Raw genomic sequence first — 16,291 nt, 5'->3', positions numbered from 1 at the left:
CAGTTTTTTGGTCGTTTTCGTAAAAACGCCCTTTTTCTTCACTTAATGGAGTTCGTAATGAAAGCAAGTCTGAATGTACAAAAACTGGCTATTGTTTCGGCTTTCCTGCTGGCCTCCGCCAGCAGCTTTGCAGCCCCCGTCGCAGGCGGTGCTTCCAAAGGTTTTGTCGTTGCTGACCAACCCTCCACGATGATGGCTATCGGCGAAGCGGGCATCTCCATGCCCGGCAGCGATCCTTACACTGACAATCCCGCTGATCAGTCGGGTGTGGTCAGCTTCAAGAGCGGTCCCATTTGGCAAACCAACAAGGTCTTAAAAGATAAAGACGGCCATGGCTATATTCAAATGCCTGTAGGCACCAATATCTCCGAGACATGGCGCCACACTATTAGCAGCGGCGTAGGCGCAGGCACCCAAATCTACGCCTACCGTCAAATGAACAACCCTCTGCCTGACTACCCACACTTCGGTGGTGAAGTTGTCGCCAAAGTACCAGGTCAAGAAGTGTATTTTGGTGAATGGGCTCCTCGTGTCGCAAACCCCAGCCAAGGCAGCAGCACAGACCTGAACCTGAGCCATGCTGACCGCACGGTGTTCTACACTGGCGAAAACCCCACCACGGCCATGCCTAACCTGGTCAATGCCAAGTACGACGTTGTAGGTGTCAACCAATACAACCCCGGCACCCAGGCTGGCATCTCCAAAGGCACCCTGACCGCCAACTACGGTGGTGGTACAGGTACCCTGGCTGGTCTGGTTGGTACGGTAGTTTTCAATGGCACGACCATTAACTCCAATGGTACTTTCGCCAAGAACTTCACCGACTCGTCCAAAATTGAAGGTCAATTCTACGGCGCTGCTGCTGATGCGCTGGCTGGCATTTACTACAACACCCCTGGTGGCACTAAAGACATGGCCTTCGGCGGTGCCAAGCAGTAATCCGCCTCTGACAACACGCTAGTGTTGCCATAAGAAAAGGGGGATCGACAAGCTCGATCCCCCTTTCTCTCCGGACCCTGCGTCCATCTCCCCTTTTTCTTGCAAGGTTTTCATTCATGCATGGGCGAGCCCTTCCCCTTTTGTGCCTGTTGCTGGCCATGGCATCCAGCACGGTGCAAGCCAACGACGACGATACGCGCCGACTTCTGAATCAAATCGACCGCAATCTGAACGAACGCGAACGCTCCCATTTAGTGGAAGAAACCCCGCCCGATGTGGACCCGTCGGCCCTGATCACCATCAACGGCACAACCTATAGCGTCGATGCCACGCTGACCGATCTGGAACCGGCCATTTATGTCGCCATCAATCTGCAGCAGTGGGCCAAGGTGGATCAGTTTGTAGAAAAGTATCAGGAGCTGCCCGGCCACAACCCTGCTTTGGTACTGATGGCTCAAGGGATGGTGGCTCGTAGCAAGGACAATCACAGCCTGGCGATCAGCAAGCTGCGCCAGGCTCAGGAAAGCGATCCCACTATGATGCGCGCCAAGCTGGAGCTGGCCCGCGTACTGTTCGAGGACTATCAATCCAGCGAAGCCAAGGAGCTGTTCAGCCAGATTTCCTCTGCCGGTATTCCTGATGAAGTGCGGCCCGTGATCGAAGGCTTCCAGGGTGCCCTGCAAGACCGCAATGCCTGGCACGGCTCTACCTCGATTGGCCTGGGCTACAACAGCAATATCAATAAAGAAAACGGCCAGGAAGACACTTTCTTTACCTGCTATTTCTTTGGGTGCTTTCCGTCGGTGCGCAAGATGCCGGACCCGGTCAAATCCACGGCCATGGTCTACGACCTGACCTTGAACCGGCGTTTCCAGCTAAGCGGCAACCACAACCTACTACTGCGCGGCCTGAGCTACGGCAATCTGTACGACAAACATAAGGAAGCCGAGCCCAAGAATATTTATTACAGCGACAACACCAGCATTATTTATGCGGGCTACAACTATCAGGACGCTAAAAATGATCTATCGATTACGCCCTTGTTCGAGAACAATTACACCAACCGTCGTACCAGCTATCAGTCCTGGGGCGGGCGCGTGGACTGGAAGCACAATCTTAGCGACAGGCTGCAAGTAGGCGTGAATGCTCAGCACAAGAGCCTGTCCTATAAAGGCGATTTACGGCAGTACTTTGAAGGCGTCAAAGAGAACCAGATAGGCTTGTACGGCTCCTATCTGATTGACGCCAAAACCGTGGTCTACGGGGGCCTGAATTACACCCGTAATCTGCAGTCTCAGCAAACTGCACAAAGCCGCAGCTATATGGCAAACCTGGGGATTTACAGGGCCTTTGATGCGGGCTTCAACATCAACGCCACGGCACTGTACCGACAGACTCGTCACGATGCCGAAGACTTGTTCTTGGGCGGGCTGCGCAAGGACCGCCAGCAGATTTATATCCTGAACATGGGCATGCCACGCTTTGCGTTCAAAGGCATTACGCCCAATCTGTATGTGAAGCACACCTTCAACAACAGCAATATCGACTGGGCTTTCAAATACAAGCAAACCGAAGTCGCGCTGAAGCTGGAAAAACGTTTTTAAGCAAGGACTTCTCCGCCTTTGGCCGCTAAGCGGAGGCATTCCCCAGTTAGCATCAAGCGCCTGAATCGACAGGCGAGCTAACGGATATCTGTTTGAGTGACGGCAAGCATCGTGTTGCGGTTGAAAGAAACGTGCCAATGAACTGTCGGGGTTCTGTACAAGGTCTCAAGGCACAGCCACAGCTTGTGGCTCAGCACCTTCCTCTGATACTGAGCCAAGAAACAGGACTATAAGGTCTTGTTCCCCTAATCAAATACTGAACAAGCATGAGACTATGATGGCCTTGCAGGGCAAATCACCCTGCTGTTGATTGGTCTGCTTGCTCTGAACGCGGTTACACGCCCCAGGCCGGACAAAAAAAACCACAAAAATTGCCAAGTGAAAGCCCGGTTGACCATCAGCCGGGATATAGTCGAGCAATCGATTTTCCTTAGCAGACAGAATACTTATCCCTTGGAGTCTTTCCCCATGCTTGGCCAAGAAAAAGAAACTCGCTCTGATACCAGCCCTCAAGACAGCGCCTTTCTGGAAGAAAAGGCCTTCCGCGCCCGTACTGTGCTGGTCTTTGGCACCATCACGGACAAGCTCGCCTCGGAAACCGTGCGCAAGCTGCTGGCGCTGGATGCCGAATCCACCGCCCCCATCACCATGATCGTGTCCTCGCCCGGAGGTCACCTGGAATCGGGCGATGCCATCCATGATGTGGTGCGTTTTATTTCCTCGCCCGTCACCATGGTCGGTACCGGTTGGGTTGGCAGTGCAGCCACCCACCTGTTCCTGGGTGCGGCCCGCGAGCGCCGTGTGTGCCTGCCTCAAACCCGTTTTCTGATTCACCAGCCCAGCGGTGGCGCCGGTGGTCAAGCCAGCGATATGGCCATTCAAGCCCAGGAAATCATGAAAGCGCGTGAACGTATCGCTCAGGTGATTGCCCGTGAGACTGGCCAGCCTATCGAGCGTGTACGTGACGACATCGAGCGCGACAAATGGATGAGTGCCGAGGAAGCCATAGAATATGGCCTGATCTCGCGCATCATTGAACGCCGCGACGAGCTGCTGCCTGCCAGCAAATAATCCACGCCCGGAAGTCCCCTCATGCTGACTCTTCTTGGCAGAAAATCCTCCATCAATGTGCGCAAAGTCATGTGGACCTGCGCGGAGCTGAACCTGGAATTTGAGCGACAGGATTGGGGGATCGGTTTCAAGGACGTCAACACGGACGAATTCCTTGCGCTGAACCCCAACGCAAAAATCCCCGTCCTGCTGGATGGGGATCGCGTGCTGTGGGAGTCCCATACCATTGGGCGCTATCTGGCCAACCGCCAGGCACCCACGGTCTTGTATCCACAAAATGCCTGGCAACGGGCCAAGGTAGATCAATGGATAGACTGGCAGGCCTGCGAGCTGAACCCATCCTGGTCCTATGCGTTTATGAGCCTGGTACGGCAGTCACCCAAACACCAGGATGCCGCGCAGGTCCAGGCATCATTATCGGCCTGGACACAGATGATGTTCATTCTGAACCAACAGTTAGCCCAAACCCAGGCCTATATAGCCGGACCAGGGTTCAGCCTGGCCGATATTATTCTGGGCTTGTCTGTTCACCGCTGGCTACATACACCATTTGATCGCCCGAAACTGCAGGCAACCGAAGACTACTACCACCGCTTGGCCTCGCGGCCTGCATTTGTAGAACACTGTGCTGGTTTTCCTTAAGCTCTGCTTTACCTTGTCTGACCCGGACCACCCACTGTATTCGCGGCTTTTTCGTGCGTGACTGAACATCGATACGCTTGACGACCTTTTTACAAAAACGGCAACGGCAAAGCAACAGACCCCAAATCCAACTCTACGTTTAGTTTGACGCCAGATGGCTGACAAACACCTCATCTGTCAGCCACCTGTTTGGTAATATGCTTTTCCGCATGGCTTGCCTTACTCACCTGCCACTTGCACTCCTAACAGGCGCGTGGCCTGCCTACGTGCCTCGGCCTCATCCATCACAAAGGCAAACCGCAGCCCCAGCACCCGGCCCAAGGTCTGTTGAGCCAGACGAGCCGCGGCGGGTATGGCCCGTCCCTTGCTGATCACCACCATGCCAGCGCACAACTCCTTCAAACGCAGCTTGTTCTGCTTGAAGAACAGGGCACGTTGCTTGCGATCTTCATGGCTTTCTTCATGGACATGGTTTTCACTGCCCATTCTGTCAGTCAGCAAGACAAAGCGTTGGCCCCGATTCAACAAGGCCTCTAATTGATCCTGCGTCTGTTGCGCTGTTTGCTGCGGGCTGTGTTCTCTTAAAAACACAAATGGAAACTGCGTATCATCGACTTGCATGAACGGCTCCTTGCCATCAATAAAGACAGCCAATATCGAAGCGGCGCACACCCAGTTGCGGAACCGCTCCAAACGCATGCATCAAACCGCTAGGTAGATACAGCCAGGCGGCATCACGCAGCAAATACGGGCGCACCGTTGCGCCTTCACCTTTCATCACAGCCTGGACTCCACAAAATCGCGCAGTTGGGGATCGCGAATCTCCAAAGCATCAAACAGACCCAGTGCTTTCAGGGCGGGCAAGGCCGCCACAATATCGCTCAAGGCGCGCTGACGTTGCGCATCGCTGACATCAGGCTGACGCAAAGCCACTGCATTGGCCAAAAACGCGCCCACCGTGCCTTTGCGAATAGTAGTGCCATCAATCTGAACTTCACTGGCGTGATCGGGAAGAATGTCATGGGCTTGCATGTGTCGCTCCTGTATTCATCAAGGTGCTCAGTGTAAGCAGGAAAGCTTTGGCGGCTGTACACTGTATCGGTCAATGAATAACAAAATGACGCCATGCCTGAACGTAAAATGGGTCTGCATGATTTTCTGAACTTCCCCGAGCATCCTGTCCTGTTCGCCGTCACCGGTAATCACGACTCGGAGCTATCCTCTCGCCCCCATCAGCACGCTCGCGGGCAGTTGTTCGGCTCCCTGCGCGGCTTGCTTTCCGTTGGAGTGGAAGACGCCGTTTGGGTGGTGCCCGCCATCCATGCCGTCTGGCTGCCACCACATGTCCTGCACTCGGGCCAATCGCACGGCCCTTTTCATGGCTGGAGTGTCTATATAGACGAAGCGGCCTGCGCCGATCTACCTTCCCAGGCCTGCACCTTGCGCACCTCGGGCCTGCTGCGTGAAGCCGTGCTGCGTGCCTGCTCCTGGGAATTGATTGCCGCCGCTCCCCTGCCCCAAGCCCAGGCTCATATCGCCTCTGTCATCCTGGATGAAATCCGCAGTCTGCCCATCGAACCTTTTGGGTTGCCCCTCCCCCAAGACCCACGTTTGCAACGCATTGCCCGCGCTTTGATTGCCGACCCCAGCAACCATCAAAGCATGGAACAATGGGCCGACTGGGCGGCTGTCAGCCTGCGCACCTTAAGCCGCCGTTTCGTAACGGAAACCGGCTTTAACTTCACCACCTGGCGACAACGCGCCCGCCTGATGCGCTCCCTGGAAATGCTGGCTGCCGGTGCCCCTGTCGCCACCATTGCCTACGATCTGGGGTATTCCAGCCCCAGTACCTTTATCAGCCTGTTCCGACGCAGCTTTGGTCACACCCCGGCGAACTACCGCAATCAACTGTAAGCCCCTCAAACCGCTTTACGACTCATCAGGAATGCCATAAAGTGATTGAGTAATAATCCACGCATCACTTTCAGACATGGGATGGCCGAGATGGAAATGCGCCAATTACAGATTTTTTGTGCGGTTGCAGAGCATGGCAGCTTTACTGCCGCTGCCCAGAAGGTGCACACCGTGCAATCGAACGTCACCATGCGCATCAAAGAACTGGAGGCCGAACTGGAACAGCCATTGTTCATACGCCAGAAAAGTGGTGTGGTGCTGACTCCGGCTGGCCATACCTTTCTGGCCTACGCCCGCCGTATCTTGCAACTGACCGAAGAAAGCCGTGCCGCCCTGCAAGACACCGGCACTCCCAGCGGTCTGCTGCGTCTGGGCTCCATGGAGACCACGGCCGCCATCCGTCTGCCCCAGGTTTTGACCCAATACCGCGAACGCTATCCCCAGGTTCAGTTGTCCTTGCAAACCGGGACCACGGCCGAGCTGATCAAGGCCATTGAGACCCACCAGTTGGACGGTGCGTTTGTCGGGGGCTTTCATCAAAATGCGGCTCTGACTCAGGAAGAAGTATTTGAAGAAGAGCTGGTACTGGTCAGCAGCAAGGCAGTCGAATCTCTGCCTGCCCTGATCGAAAAAATCCCCCAACAAACCGTTCTGGTCTTTAGAACTGGGTGCTTTTACCGTTCCACACTGGAACACTGGTTTTATCAGGCCGGTCTGGTGCCCAACCAGATCATGGAAATGGGCACACTGGACGGCATTCTGTCCTGCGTGGCCTCGGGCATGGGTATTACCTTGCTACCCAAAGCCATCGCCCAGAACGGCAGCTTGCGCCTGCCCGTGCAATGTCACGAACTGCCGCCTGAGGTTGCGCGTGTCAAAACCGTGTTTATCCGTCGTGCTGATGCCAATCCTGGCTCGGCTCTACGCAGCTTTGTGGCCCTGGCTCAAGCGCAGTTCGCCCAATTGCCCAAGCTGGATCAGGGCGAGGTCGAACAGCCTGCTCTGACGGGCCAGCCTGTGGGTCTGTCCAGCAGCGCCGCACAGGCTTTGCCGCAGTAAGGCATCAGGACAGGCCCAGGGCCAGTTCCGCGACCCGTTCTGCCGCTGGCACAATGCTGTGGATCTTGCCGACGCCCTGACCGGCATACAAAGACAGTTTCCTGGCCATTCTGTCCTTATCAATCGCCCGTGCCCCGCCTCCAACCAAACGCAGCACATTCCACTTGTCGCGGTTGGGAATCACCCGATGCGGCGTGCCGTATGTCCAGCCAAAGGAATAGCCAGTGCGATATTCCGTATCGTCCGTGCTGGCTTCCAGAATCTTTTGCTTGTAGAGCGGGTGCGCGTTGGACTCCTCACTGGCCAGAAAGGCCGTGCCCACCAGCACGCCTGAAGCGCCCAGACTCATGGCCGCCCTGACATCCTGCCGGGTCGTAATCCCGCCCGCCGCCAGTACGGGACGACCTTGTGCGCAGTCCAGAATGGCGGGTAGCAAAGACATCAGGCCAATCGTGCCGCGATTCAGGTGCCCGCCACCCTCACTGCCTTGAGCCACGATAATATCGGCCCCATGTGCAATCGCTTTGCGAGCCAGAGCCGCCGTGCCGGTTTGCACCATCACAATCATGCCGGCGTCCTTGGCGCGGGGAATCATGTCGGCGGAATAGTCCTCGGCATAGAACAGCGACAAGATGCGGGGCCGCTCCTGCAGGATCACCTGGAATTGGGCCTCGAACACTTCCGGGCCACCAAACTGCGGCACTACATTCACCCCGAAAGGCTGGTCTGTCAGCGCCCTGGTTTCGCGCAGCCATTTACGCAGCATCAAAGGTGCCAGGCGCAAGCCGCCCAACACGCCCATCCCGCCCGCATTCGCTACCGCCGCCACCAGTTGCGGCCCGGAAATAGCGGCCATGCCTGCCAGAAAAATCGGGTACTGCACTCCGCACATCTGCGTGATGACATTGCCCGCAAAGTCTCGATTTGCTTCGCTCATGATTTACAACTCCACCTGTTTGCCCAGCATGCGCCGCAGGGCCAGATTCTTCAGTACGAAATGGTTTTTGAATGCCCCGAAAAGGTGCAAGGCCAGCCCCGCCAGGAAAGCGGTGGCGCCAATATTGAACAGCACATCGACCACCGCCTTGACCTGCTCATTCGGTCTGATCAAGGTCGGCAAGGCCAGGCCACCGGGCAGCTCCACCGCTACGCCAGCCGCCGCACGGGATAGCCAGACGGCGACAGGCAGCAGCACCATCGCCAAAGCCAGGGCTGTCGCCACGGAACGGGCCACTATTACCTCCACCGGGTTGGGCGAACCCACCGGCAAGGGGTGAAAAGACGTCACCCGCGCCCAGAAGCGGTAGATGGAAATCAGGAACAACAGCGTCCCCAGCAGATTTTGCAGCTGTACCAATCGCGCATCGCCGGGGCTTTGGGCCATGGCCACCCCCAAGCCCAGAATGGAAAACAGCAAGGCCGCAACAAGCCAGTGCAGCACAATAGTGATGGGCGAGAACCTGAGTCCGTTGTCTCGCAATTGCATGATTAGCTCCTTGAAAAGCTCACCGGGGGCAAGTCCTCTACAGTGCAATACCGAGAGTGATACGTCGTGAGCCACCTGCCCAACAGGTACAAGCGGCCAGTTTCGGCAGTCAGCTTGTCGCCTGCAGGCCTGGGCCTGTGTCACAGTGGCCTCAGAGCCTTGGCTGTGCCAAGAACCGTCGTTTAGAAGCCCTGACGATAGGCGCAGCAACTGATCAAGTAAAATGATGAATACTGATTAATAAAATCTTTTTTAGTGATTTATCAACAGGAAATTCTTCTCAGAACGCCACGCCGCAGGCGTGCATCCTTCATCATCAAGCCGTCCAAGGGCAACGAGTAACACCCGCTGTAGTTCGCAAGAAACCGCAGGCTCGTCCAGGCCTCGCCTACATGAATCTCTTTCTTATCATTATTAGTGATTCATAGAATCATTATTCATCATTTTACTTGATTCATTCAGTCTTCTATCTTCCCTATCGATAGCCCTGCTATCCCGCCCTCAAACCTGGAGACTGAAACCATGACTCGCCCAGCTGCCTATCTTGAACACTGTAAAAAAAGCCACGTCTTGCCCGGCTTTTGAATCTTATGGTGACGGACGCTCAACGCGACATCATCAAGACCGCTGCCCCGCTGCTGGCAAGCGGCGACAAAGCCCTGACCACCTATTTTTATGAATTGATACTGCGCGACTCCCCACCGATAAGCCCCTTGGTCAGCCAGATCGCCAACAATCACCTCGCTCTACAGGCCCAGCCCGAGCATGACCCAATGATGGGCACTTGCCAGCTGCAAGCCATACGCGAAGAGCTGATCGCAAGGATGACAGGCAACGAGCTCATAGATAGATGGGTCGCCGCCTATCAACAGTTGTCGAATTTGCTAATCGAAGCCGAACGTCTGATTTACGACGATATGGCTATCACTTCCGGCGGCCTTGCAGACCGCAGTCTCAATCAAGAATGAACCATCATGCCATTACTGAAATTTGATCTGATCCAAGGCCGCAACGACGAAGAACTGCGCCTGCTGCTGGACACCGCGCATCAAGCCATGGTGCAAGCCTTTGATGTTCCCGCCAGCGACCGCTACCAGTGCGTGACCCAGCATCGTCCCGGCGAGCTGATACAGGAAGACACCGGCCTGGGCTATCCGCGTAGCGACAAGGTGGTACTGCTGCACATCGTGTCCCGCCCGCGCAGCGAGAATCAAAAAGTTCAGTTCTACCGTTTGCTGGCAGAGCGGCTGGAGCAGAACTGTGGCGTCTCGCCCAATGATCTGATCATTGCTCTGGTCGAGAACAGCGATGCAGACTGGTCCTTCGGGCGTGGGCGGGCGCAGTTTTTGACGGGGGAGTTATAGGCTAAAGACAGGTATACTCGCCCAGACCGTTTTAACAAGAGCGGTCTTTTCACCGAGGGGAGCCTGGCGAGCAGGCTGAGAAACTGCCCGAGCAGATTGCACCGCAGTGACCCGTTGAACCTGATCCGGGTCATGCCGGCGAAGGGACGGGTCTGTACCTGCTCGCCGCTTGCTGCCGGATGGCTGTCCTTGACTAGGAGTTGCTATCTTGTCTTCCGACCACTCTCCCCCCCCTGTCGGCCCTATTACTGCCACCCTGGCTGCCGTCATCCATCAAGACCGGATTTTGCTGATACGCCGCGCCAATCGGCCCGATGCTGGACGCTGGGCCTTTCCGGGCGGCAAGATTCGCGCGGGCGAAACCATCATGGCGGCGGCTCATCGGGAACTGGCCGAAGAAACCGGCGTAAAAGGCCAGGCCTTGCAGGTCTTTGATGCGCTGGATGTATTTGACCGCGAGCCCAGCACCACACCTTTGGCCTATTCGCATTTCATCCTGATTGCCGTGCTGTTCCGCTGGCAGCAAGGCGAACCGCAAGCGGGGGATGATGCCCTGGATGCACGCTGGTTTAGCCATGACGAGCTGGACAGCCTGGATGTGGCACAAAGCTTTGATGTGGTCCGGGTTGCCCGTCAGGCACTGGCGCTGGCTGCCAACCAAGAACAGGCAGGCCGCGCATGATTCCGAATGTCTTGAGTATTGCAGGCACGGACCCAACCAGCGGTGCCGGTATTCAGGCTGATCTGAAAGCCATGTACGCCTTGGGCGCCTACGGCATGAGCGTGATTACGGCCGTGGTCGCACAAAACACCCAGGGCGTGCGGCGTTTTGTGGCGCTGGAGCCAGACTTTGTGGCCGACCAGTTGGATGCAGTGTTTGATGATGTGCGCGTGGATGCCATCAAAATCGGCATGATTGCCAATGCAGGGATTGCGGAAGCGATTGCAGACCGCCTGCGCCATCATGGCCTGGATTGCCCGATTGTGCTGGACCCGGTCATGGTGGCCAAAAGCGGGGATCGTTTGCTCAGCCCCGAAGCCGTGTCCATCGTGCGCGACAGGCTACTACCCATGTGTACCCTGCTCACCCCCAACTTGCCCGAAGCGGGCGATCTGCTACAAAAACCCGAACCCGCCTCGCTGCAAGCGATGCAAAGTACCTTAAGCGAGCTATGCTTGTTAGGCCCTGAATGGGTACTGCTCAAGGGCGGCCATCTAGATGGCCCAGACAGTGTGGATTTGCTGCAAGGCCAGGGGCAAAGCCATGTATTTCAGTCGCCACGCATCCCGACACGCAACACGCATGGCACGGGCTGCTCACTGTCCTCCGCCATTGCGGCCCTGCTACCGGGCCGCAGCGTACCGGTTGCAGTGGGCTTGGCCAAGGAATACCTGAATGGCGCTTTGGCCGCAGCCGACCAATTGCAGATCGGCCTGGGGCAAGGTCCAGTCCATCACTTCCATGCCTTATGGCCACAGAACCAGCCTTCATCATGAAATAAAAGCGGTTCTGCCAAGCAAACAACTCAATATCAGCAAGGCCATACGCCGCACACCGCTCCCCACAAGGCAGACTGACGCAATCGCCCGAGCCTGGGCCACCCTGGGCATGGCGATCTGATCCACGTACAAACAATGTTGAGGCCAGCATCCAAAAAACTTTTTTTGTCACTCTGCTAGCGTAATCCTGACATTTAGGTAATGATATTGAGTCTCAATATCAAAATATCTTAATCCCGGATTCTTTCCTTTCATGGCGCTTTAGCGATCACGATTCTTATGACTCAGGACACGCCCCTCACCGCCCCCACAGATGTGGCTCCTTCACTAGGCAACGCGCCCCCCTTTCACCTCAAGCCATTGATGCTGGCCTACATGAGCTGCACCATGGCCATGATGGCCTTTGTGGCCCTGATCGGACCTATTGCCCGCTCCCTGCAACTCCCGCCGTGGCAAGCGGGCGCTGTCGTCACGGTAGGCGGCGTCTTGTGGATGCTGTTGTCACGGCACTGGGGCTCCCTGAGCGATAGCCGTGGACGCAGGCCTGTTTTACTGGCCGGAGTGGGCGGCTTCATGCTGGTCTACTGGGCCATGTGCGCCGTTCTCATTCTATCTCTGCACTTCCAGGCTCCTGCCTGGGTAGTATTTGTTGGACTCCTGATTACACGCGGAGCAGTCGGCGGATTCTTCGCGGCCATTCCCACCACCAGCCAAGCCTTGATTGCCGACCACATCCCCCCGGAACGGCGGGCAAGCGTCATGGCTTCGCTGGGTGCCGCCAACGGAATTGGCCTGGTAGCGGGCCCGGCCATGGCGGCCATGCTGGCACAATACGGTCTGGATCTTCCGCTGTATCTGACAGCCCTGCTACCCCTGCTGGCGCTGGGTATCCTCTGGTACCGCTTGCCACGCAGCACGGTCGTAAACAACCAGAAACCCACCAGCCTACGGTTGAACGACCCACGACTGCGACAAGCCATGCTCGTTGCTTTTGCAGCCATGTTCAGCGTGGCGATCGGACAAATCGCTGTCGGTTTCTTTGCCATTGACCGTCTGGGGCTGGGTCCAGAAGCCGCAGCCCAAGCAGCCGGTTTTGCTTTGACCTTGGTCGGTGTAGGCTTGATTGCCTCGCAATTGATCGTGCGCAAACTATCCTGGTCACCACAACGTCTAATTCAGGTGGGTGGATTGATCAGTGCCGCAGGTTTTGGGGCGGTAGCCCTGGCCGACAGCCAATGGATGCTCATGGTCTGCTACTTCTTTGCCGCAGGCGGTATGGGCTGGATTTTCCCCGCTTTCTCCGCCTTAGCGGCCAATGCCGTCGAACCTCATGAACAAGGTTCCGCAGCGGGCTCTATCGGGGCAGCCCAAGGCTTGGGCATCGTCCTTGGGCCACTGGCCGGAAGCCTGCTGTACGAAGTTTCCCCCGGCGTTCCCTATATGCTGGTCTGCGCACTCCTGGTGCTGGTTGCCTTGCTTACCCGCAGTACGACCAGAAACAAAATCAATTAAAGCACGGTAGGATTAGGCACATCGCCATACACAGCTTTCGGATCAAAGGTCTTGGTGGACTCCACGAAGACCAGATCCTGACCCTTGCTGCGCTTGGCGCCCATCGGCACCTGCCGGTAGAAACAGGAGTAATAGCCCACGTGGCAACTGGCCCTGGAACCGGCTACCCGCACACGTAACCACACAGCATCCTGGTCGTCGTCGATACGCATTTCCTCTACCGTCTGCACCAGTCCGCTGCTGGCACCTTTATGCCAGAGCGTTTGACGCGAGCGGCTCCAGTAATGGGCTTGCCCTGTCTGTATGGTTTTTTCCAGGGCCTCCCGGTTCATGTAACCCAGCATCAAGACCTCGCCATTATTAGCGTCTGTCGTGATGCAGGCAATCAGGCCATGCTCGTCAAACTTGGGGGCCAGCTCATAGCCCTCTTCCACTTGCTCTACCGAAATTCGGCGGCTCATGTGTACTGCCGTATTTTCAGCAGACCTTGTGTCTTGTCCTTCAGTCTTCACGTTTCTTCCTTGTCATCATGGGTTCCGGGCGATATTCGCAATCCGGTGTCAGGCAACGGCCATACAGCACATGGCTATGCTCCAGAATCTGAAAACCTCGTTCTTGAGCAATCGCTTTTTGTCGCTGCTCGATGGCCTTGTCATGAAATTCCTGCACACGCCCGCAGTCCGTGCAGATCAGGTGATCATGGTGCTCGCCATCATCCAGCTCATAGAGCGCCCGGCCGGATTCAAAATAAACCTGCTTTAACAAACCTGCCTGCTGCAACTGAGTCAGCACGCGGTAGACGGTCGCCAGGCCAATCTCGCTGCCTTGTCGTATCAATTGGCGATACACATCGTCCGCCGTCAAATGACGAATGCCGGGGGCCTGAAAAATCTCAAGAATCTGAATACGGGCGGTGGTCACCTTCAGGCCACGCTCTTTAAGCTCTTTTGAATCCGTCATGGCGCACTCCTTGCTGAATAGGCGGCTAAGGGACTTCCAGAAAACGCAGCGGCCTGCCTTGTGCTTGCCCTGCCAAGGCTTCATCACGAACCACACAGTGACCGCGCACAATGGTGTGAATCGGCCAGCCCACCACCGGCGTGCCGTCATAGGGAGACCAACCGCTAACACTGGCAATCCAGTCATTGCGGATACGGCGCCGCGCCTTCACATCCACAATGCTGAAATCCGCATCACAGCCCACAGCAATGCGTCCCTTGCCTTCCAGACCAAAAATCCGGGCAGGCCCGGCACTGGTCAAATCCACTAGCCGTTGCAGGCTTAAACGGCCTGCATGGACATGGTTCAACATCACGGGCAGCAAGGTTTGCACGCCAGTCATACCGCTGGGTGAAGCGGGATAGGCCTGGGATTTTTCCAGCAAGGTATGGGGCGCGTGATCGCTGCCGATGACATCCACTACACCCGATCGAATCGCTTGCCATAGCGCATCCTGATGGGCTTGCTCGCGCACCGGGGGATTCATTTGCGCCAGACTGCCCAGACACTCATAGCATTCCGGGGCTTGCAGGCTTAAATGATGCGGGGTCACTTCTACTGTCACGCGGTGTTTGTGTGCAGCCAGAAACTGCATTTCCTCTGCGGTAGACACGTGGAGCACATGCAAACGGCGATTCACCTCTGCCGCCAGATGCACAATGCGTTGGGTGGCCTTCAAGGCACTTTCCACATCGCGCCAAACCGGATGTTGGCGCACATCGCCGCTATCCAGGGCGATATGTTTGCGTTCACGCAGCCTGGCTTCATCCTCCGCGTGCACCGCCAGCCGTCTGCGGCCATGACGCAGGATGCGACGCAGGACGTCGTCCTCATCCGCTAATAAGTCTCCAAAAGAGCTGCCCATAAAGACCTTGATACCTGCACAGCCTGGGAGCTGCTCCAATTCCTGCAAGGACTCGGCATTCAAGGCAGAACCACCGATATAAAAGGCATGATCACACCAGCTACGGCCTTGAGCGGCATCCAGCTTGGCTTGCAAATCAGCAGCTCCCAAGGTCAAGGGATGCGTGTTGGGCATCTCGAAAACCGCCGTCACCCCGCCCAGGACCGCGCCCCGTGTACCCGCTTCCAGATTCTCTTTGTGCTCCAGCCCCGGCTCTCGGAAATGCACCTGACTGTCTATCACCCCTGGCAATACGTGCAACCCCGTAAGGTCCAGCACACCGTCTGCGCTCCAACTGGGCCGCAAATCGCCCAGAGCCATAATCCGGCCTTGCACACAGGCAATATCGATATGTTCGGCTCCGTTAGGGGTCATTACCGTGCCGCCACAGAGCAGCAAATCGGCATGACGCAAATTTTGCTGCCTGGCGGTTTCTGCAGTCTGGGAGGTAGGGGCCTTCGGAGTTTCTGGCGTCATGGTTTTGCCTTGGCAGCTTCTACATCCAGAGCGTCTTGTGCCATCAAACGAATCCGCTCCATCATGTGAAACAGGCCATTGGCGCGATTCGGTGACAAGTGCTGCTCCAGTTCAATTGCCCGTAAAAAGTCGGGCGGATGGGAAAGGATTTCTTCAGGCAGACGCCCCGAATACACCTTCATCAATAAAGCCAACAAGCCCGTAACAATGGCGGAATCACTACGAGCCTGAAAAAACAGCCTGTGATCACGCAATTCAGACACCATCCACACTTGTGCCTGACAGCCGTGCAAGCGATTCGCCTCCGTACGCCATGTTTCGGGAAAGTCCGGCAAGGAGCACCCCAGATCAATCAGATACTCATAACGCAGCATCCAGTCACCCAGGCACTGAAAGCTGTCCACAATGGCTTGCTGGGCTTGGGCTATGGACTCTTCTGGCGCTGCTTCCTTATCCACGGCCTTCTCCTGTTTGCCTGGGCGATTGCCTGCCCTGCTCACCAAGAGCCGGAACCGGGTCGTACCCACCCGGATGCCAGGGGTGGCAACGGACAATACGCCGTGCGGCCAGCCAGGTTCCTTTGAAGGGGCCATGCGTTCGCAAAGCCTGAATCGCATACTGAGAACAAGTCGGATGAAAACGGCAACGTGGCCCCAGCAATGGGCTGATAAGAAGCTGATAGCCGCGAACCAGCAGGACCAGGGCAGAGACAAGAACGGTTTTCATCGCAGCTCCAACACACGGGAGCGAAGCATCAGGTCGGACGGGCTGACCGTGAGCTTGCCTGCCTGCCCCAGCAGCAAGCAAGTTTGATGTTGCC

General features: G+C 56.5%; 21 protein-coding genes and 1 riboswitch. Of the genes, 11 read left to right on the top strand and 10 right to left on the bottom strand.

Annotation, left to right across the window (positions count from 1 at the left end; genetic code table 11):
* Window positions 1–57 precede the first annotated feature (57 nt).
* The 4 genes from ACDI13_RS16270 to ACDI13_RS16255 all read left to right on the top strand — a co-directional run bounded on the left by ACDI13_RS16270 (window position 58) and on the right by ACDI13_RS16255 (window position 4,256).
* Window positions 58–939, top strand: a complete 882-nt coding sequence (locus ACDI13_RS16270; RefSeq protein WP_316988127.1) for a Slam-dependent surface lipoprotein — start codon at window positions 58–60, stop codon at window positions 937–939.
* A gap of 116 nt (window positions 940–1,055) precedes the next feature.
* On the top strand, window positions 1,056–2,543 hold the full coding sequence (locus ACDI13_RS16265; RefSeq protein ID WP_316988128.1) for a surface lipoprotein assembly modifier: 1,488 nt from the start codon (window positions 1,056–1,058) through the stop codon (window positions 2,541–2,543).
* 468 nt (window positions 2,544–3,011) lie between these two features.
* Entirely contained in the window at window positions 3,012–3,614 is a 603-nt protein-coding gene (locus ACDI13_RS16260) for an ATP-dependent Clp protease proteolytic subunit (protein ID WP_009454612.1), read from the top strand.
* A 21-nt stretch (window positions 3,615–3,635) separates the two neighbouring features.
* Complete coding sequence (locus ACDI13_RS16255; RefSeq protein WP_316988599.1) at window positions 3,636–4,256, top strand: glutathione S-transferase; 621 nt, start codon at window positions 3,636–3,638, stop codon at window positions 4,254–4,256.
* Between the two features lie 219 nt (window positions 4,257–4,475).
* Here the strand turns inward: ACDI13_RS16255 and ACDI13_RS16250 are convergent, their stop codons facing one another.
* The 3 genes from ACDI13_RS16250 to ACDI13_RS16240 are packed head-to-tail and all read right to left on the bottom strand — an operon-like array spanning window position 4,476 to window position 5,288.
* Window positions 4,476–4,877 (bottom strand): hypothetical protein, encoded by a 402-nt coding sequence (locus ACDI13_RS16250; RefSeq protein WP_316988600.1) that lies wholly within the window; start codon window positions 4,875–4,877, stop codon window positions 4,476–4,478.
* Window positions 4,878–4,893: 16 nt separating this feature from the next.
* Entirely contained in the window at window positions 4,894–5,037 is a 144-nt protein-coding gene (locus tag ACDI13_RS16245; protein WP_316988601.1) for a hypothetical protein, read from the bottom strand.
* Window positions 5,034–5,288, bottom strand: a complete 255-nt coding sequence (locus ACDI13_RS16240; protein WP_316988602.1) for a hypothetical protein — start codon at window positions 5,286–5,288, stop codon at window positions 5,034–5,036. The genes ACDI13_RS16245 and ACDI13_RS16240 overlap by 4 nt, the downstream gene beginning before the upstream one ends.
* 93 nt (window positions 5,289–5,381) lie before the next feature.
* On the opposite strand from ACDI13_RS16240, the gene ACDI13_RS16235 reads away from it, so the two are divergent.
* Window positions 5,382–6,170: a helix-turn-helix transcriptional regulator gene (locus ACDI13_RS16235; RefSeq protein WP_316988603.1), complete on the top strand. Its 789-nt coding sequence runs from the start codon at window positions 5,382–5,384 to the stop codon at window positions 6,168–6,170.
* A 45-nt stretch (window positions 6,171–6,215) separates the two neighbouring features.
* Window positions 6,216–7,229: a LysR substrate-binding domain-containing protein gene (locus tag ACDI13_RS16230; RefSeq protein WP_372372520.1), complete on the top strand. Its 1,014-nt coding sequence runs from the start codon at window positions 6,216–6,218 to the stop codon at window positions 7,227–7,229.
* 4 nt (window positions 7,230–7,233) lie between these two features.
* Here ACDI13_RS16230 and ACDI13_RS16225 read toward each other — a convergent pair whose 3' ends face one another.
* Window positions 7,234–8,166 (bottom strand): nitronate monooxygenase family protein, encoded by a 933-nt coding sequence (locus ACDI13_RS16225; protein WP_226348867.1) that lies wholly within the window; start codon window positions 8,164–8,166, stop codon window positions 7,234–7,236.
* Between the two features lie 3 nt (window positions 8,167–8,169).
* On the bottom strand, window positions 8,170–8,715 hold the full coding sequence (locus ACDI13_RS16220) for a cytochrome b (RefSeq protein ID WP_226348868.1): 546 nt from the start codon (window positions 8,713–8,715) through the stop codon (window positions 8,170–8,172).
* A gap of 590 nt (window positions 8,716–9,305) precedes the next feature.
* On the opposite strand from ACDI13_RS16220, the gene ACDI13_RS16215 reads away from it, so the two are divergent.
* The 5 genes from ACDI13_RS16215 (at window position 9,306) to ACDI13_RS16195 (ending at window position 13,091) form a co-directional block, all read left to right on the top strand.
* Window positions 9,306–9,683: a hypothetical protein gene (locus tag ACDI13_RS16215; protein WP_316990228.1), complete on the top strand. Its 378-nt coding sequence runs from the start codon at window positions 9,306–9,308 to the stop codon at window positions 9,681–9,683.
* Window positions 9,684–9,689: 6 nt separating this feature from the next.
* Entirely contained in the window at window positions 9,690–10,079 is a 390-nt protein-coding gene (locus ACDI13_RS16210) for a tautomerase family protein (protein WP_316990229.1), read from the top strand.
* Window positions 10,080–10,124: 45 nt separating this feature from the next.
* Window positions 10,125–10,243, top strand: a riboswitch (TPP riboswitch).
* 44 nt (window positions 10,244–10,287) lie between these two features.
* A complete protein-coding gene (locus ACDI13_RS16205; protein ID WP_316990230.1) occupies window positions 10,288–10,761 on the top strand; it encodes an NUDIX hydrolase in 474 nt (157 codons plus the stop codon).
* Window positions 10,758–11,576, top strand: a complete 819-nt coding sequence (gene thiD / locus ACDI13_RS16200) for a bifunctional hydroxymethylpyrimidine kinase/phosphomethylpyrimidine kinase (RefSeq protein WP_316990231.1) — start codon at window positions 10,758–10,760, stop codon at window positions 11,574–11,576. The genes ACDI13_RS16205 and thiD overlap by 4 nt, the downstream gene beginning before the upstream one ends.
* Before the next feature lie 282 nt (window positions 11,577–11,858).
* Window positions 11,859–13,091 carry an MFS transporter gene (locus ACDI13_RS16195; protein WP_316990232.1) on the top strand — a complete coding sequence of 411 codons (1,233 nt, stop codon included), beginning with the start codon at window positions 11,859–11,861 and terminating at the stop codon, window positions 13,089–13,091.
* Here the strand turns inward: ACDI13_RS16195 and hisI are convergent.
* The 5 genes from hisI to yidD are packed head-to-tail and all read right to left on the bottom strand — an operon-like array spanning window position 13,088 to window position 16,197.
* Complete coding sequence (gene hisI, locus ACDI13_RS16190; protein ID WP_316990233.1) at window positions 13,088–13,552, bottom strand: phosphoribosyl-AMP cyclohydrolase; 465 nt, start codon at window positions 13,550–13,552, stop codon at window positions 13,088–13,090. The two genes, ACDI13_RS16195 and hisI, sit on opposite strands and share 4 nt — an antisense overlap.
* 40 nt (window positions 13,553–13,592) lie before the next feature.
* The gene (gene fur, locus ACDI13_RS16185) at window positions 13,593–14,051 is read right to left on the bottom strand and encodes a ferric iron uptake transcriptional regulator (protein WP_316990234.1); all 459 of its coding nucleotides are present in this window, start codon (window positions 14,049–14,051) and stop codon (window positions 13,593–13,595) included.
* A gap of 25 nt (window positions 14,052–14,076) precedes the next feature.
* Window positions 14,077–15,471 (bottom strand): dihydroorotase, encoded by a 1,395-nt coding sequence (locus tag ACDI13_RS16180; protein ID WP_316990235.1) that lies wholly within the window; start codon window positions 15,469–15,471, stop codon window positions 14,077–14,079.
* The gene (locus tag ACDI13_RS16175) at window positions 15,468–15,929 is read right to left on the bottom strand and encodes a SufE family protein (protein WP_316990236.1); all 462 of its coding nucleotides are present in this window, start codon (window positions 15,927–15,929) and stop codon (window positions 15,468–15,470) included. The genes ACDI13_RS16180 and ACDI13_RS16175 overlap by 4 nt, the downstream gene beginning before the upstream one ends.
* Window positions 15,922–16,197: a membrane protein insertion efficiency factor YidD gene (yidD, locus tag ACDI13_RS16170; protein ID WP_316990237.1), complete on the bottom strand. Its 276-nt coding sequence runs from the start codon at window positions 16,195–16,197 to the stop codon at window positions 15,922–15,924. The genes ACDI13_RS16175 and yidD overlap by 8 nt, the downstream gene beginning before the upstream one ends.
* Window positions 16,198–16,291: the final 94 nt, after the last annotated feature.

Origin of the sequence: Alcaligenes faecalis, assembly GCF_041521385.1 — a bacterium.
Classification (GTDB): Bacteria; Pseudomonadota; Gammaproteobacteria; order Burkholderiales; family Burkholderiaceae_B; genus Alcaligenes; species Alcaligenes faecalis_E.
Note: the sequence above shows the minus strand (reverse complement) of the source record. Positions and strands in the feature narration are given on the sequence as shown.

Excerpts from the sequence above, each read along its gene's own strand:
- ACDI13_RS16195 (WP_316990232.1), top strand. The coding sequence starts at position 11,859 with ATGACTCAGGACACGCCCCTCACCGCCCCCACAGATGTGGCTCCTTCA.
- yidD (WP_316990237.1), bottom strand. The coding sequence starts at position 16,197 with ATGAAAACCGTTCTTGTCTCTGCCCTGGTCCTGCTGGTTCGCGGCTAT.
- ACDI13_RS16225 (WP_226348867.1), bottom strand. The coding sequence starts at position 8,166 with ATGAGCGAAGCAAATCGAGACTTTGCGGGCAATGTCATCACGCAGATG.
- ACDI13_RS16220 (WP_226348868.1), bottom strand. The coding sequence starts at position 8,715 with ATGCAATTGCGAGACAACGGACTCAGGTTCTCGCCCATCACTATTGTG.
- ACDI13_RS16255 (WP_316988599.1), top strand. The coding sequence starts at position 3,636 with ATGCTGACTCTTCTTGGCAGAAAATCCTCCATCAATGTGCGCAAAGTC.
- ACDI13_RS16250 (WP_316988600.1), bottom strand. The coding sequence starts at position 4,877 with ATGCAAGTCGATGATACGCAGTTTCCATTTGTGTTTTTAAGAGAACAC.
- hisI (WP_316990233.1), bottom strand. The coding sequence starts at position 13,552 with ATGAGCCGCCGAATTTCGGTAGAGCAAGTGGAAGAGGGCTATGAGCTG.
- ACDI13_RS16235 (WP_316988603.1), top strand. The coding sequence starts at position 5,382 with ATGCCTGAACGTAAAATGGGTCTGCATGATTTTCTGAACTTCCCCGAG.
- ACDI13_RS16210 (WP_316990229.1), top strand. The coding sequence starts at position 9,690 with ATGCCATTACTGAAATTTGATCTGATCCAAGGCCGCAACGACGAAGAA.
- ACDI13_RS16265 (WP_316988128.1), top strand. The coding sequence starts at position 1,056 with ATGCATGGGCGAGCCCTTCCCCTTTTGTGCCTGTTGCTGGCCATGGCA.
- ACDI13_RS16180 (WP_316990235.1), bottom strand. The coding sequence starts at position 15,471 with ATGACGCCAGAAACTCCGAAGGCCCCTACCTCCCAGACTGCAGAAACC.
- thiD (WP_316990231.1), top strand. The coding sequence starts at position 10,758 with ATGATTCCGAATGTCTTGAGTATTGCAGGCACGGACCCAACCAGCGGT.
- ACDI13_RS16270 (WP_316988127.1), top strand. The coding sequence starts at position 58 with ATGAAAGCAAGTCTGAATGTACAAAAACTGGCTATTGTTTCGGCTTTC.
- ACDI13_RS16260 (WP_009454612.1), top strand. The coding sequence starts at position 3,012 with ATGCTTGGCCAAGAAAAAGAAACTCGCTCTGATACCAGCCCTCAAGAC.
- ACDI13_RS16240 (WP_316988602.1), bottom strand. The coding sequence starts at position 5,288 with ATGCAAGCCCATGACATTCTTCCCGATCACGCCAGTGAAGTTCAGATT.
- ACDI13_RS16215 (WP_316990228.1), top strand. The coding sequence starts at position 9,306 with ATGGTGACGGACGCTCAACGCGACATCATCAAGACCGCTGCCCCGCTG.
- fur (WP_316990234.1), bottom strand. The coding sequence starts at position 14,051 with ATGACGGATTCAAAAGAGCTTAAAGAGCGTGGCCTGAAGGTGACCACC.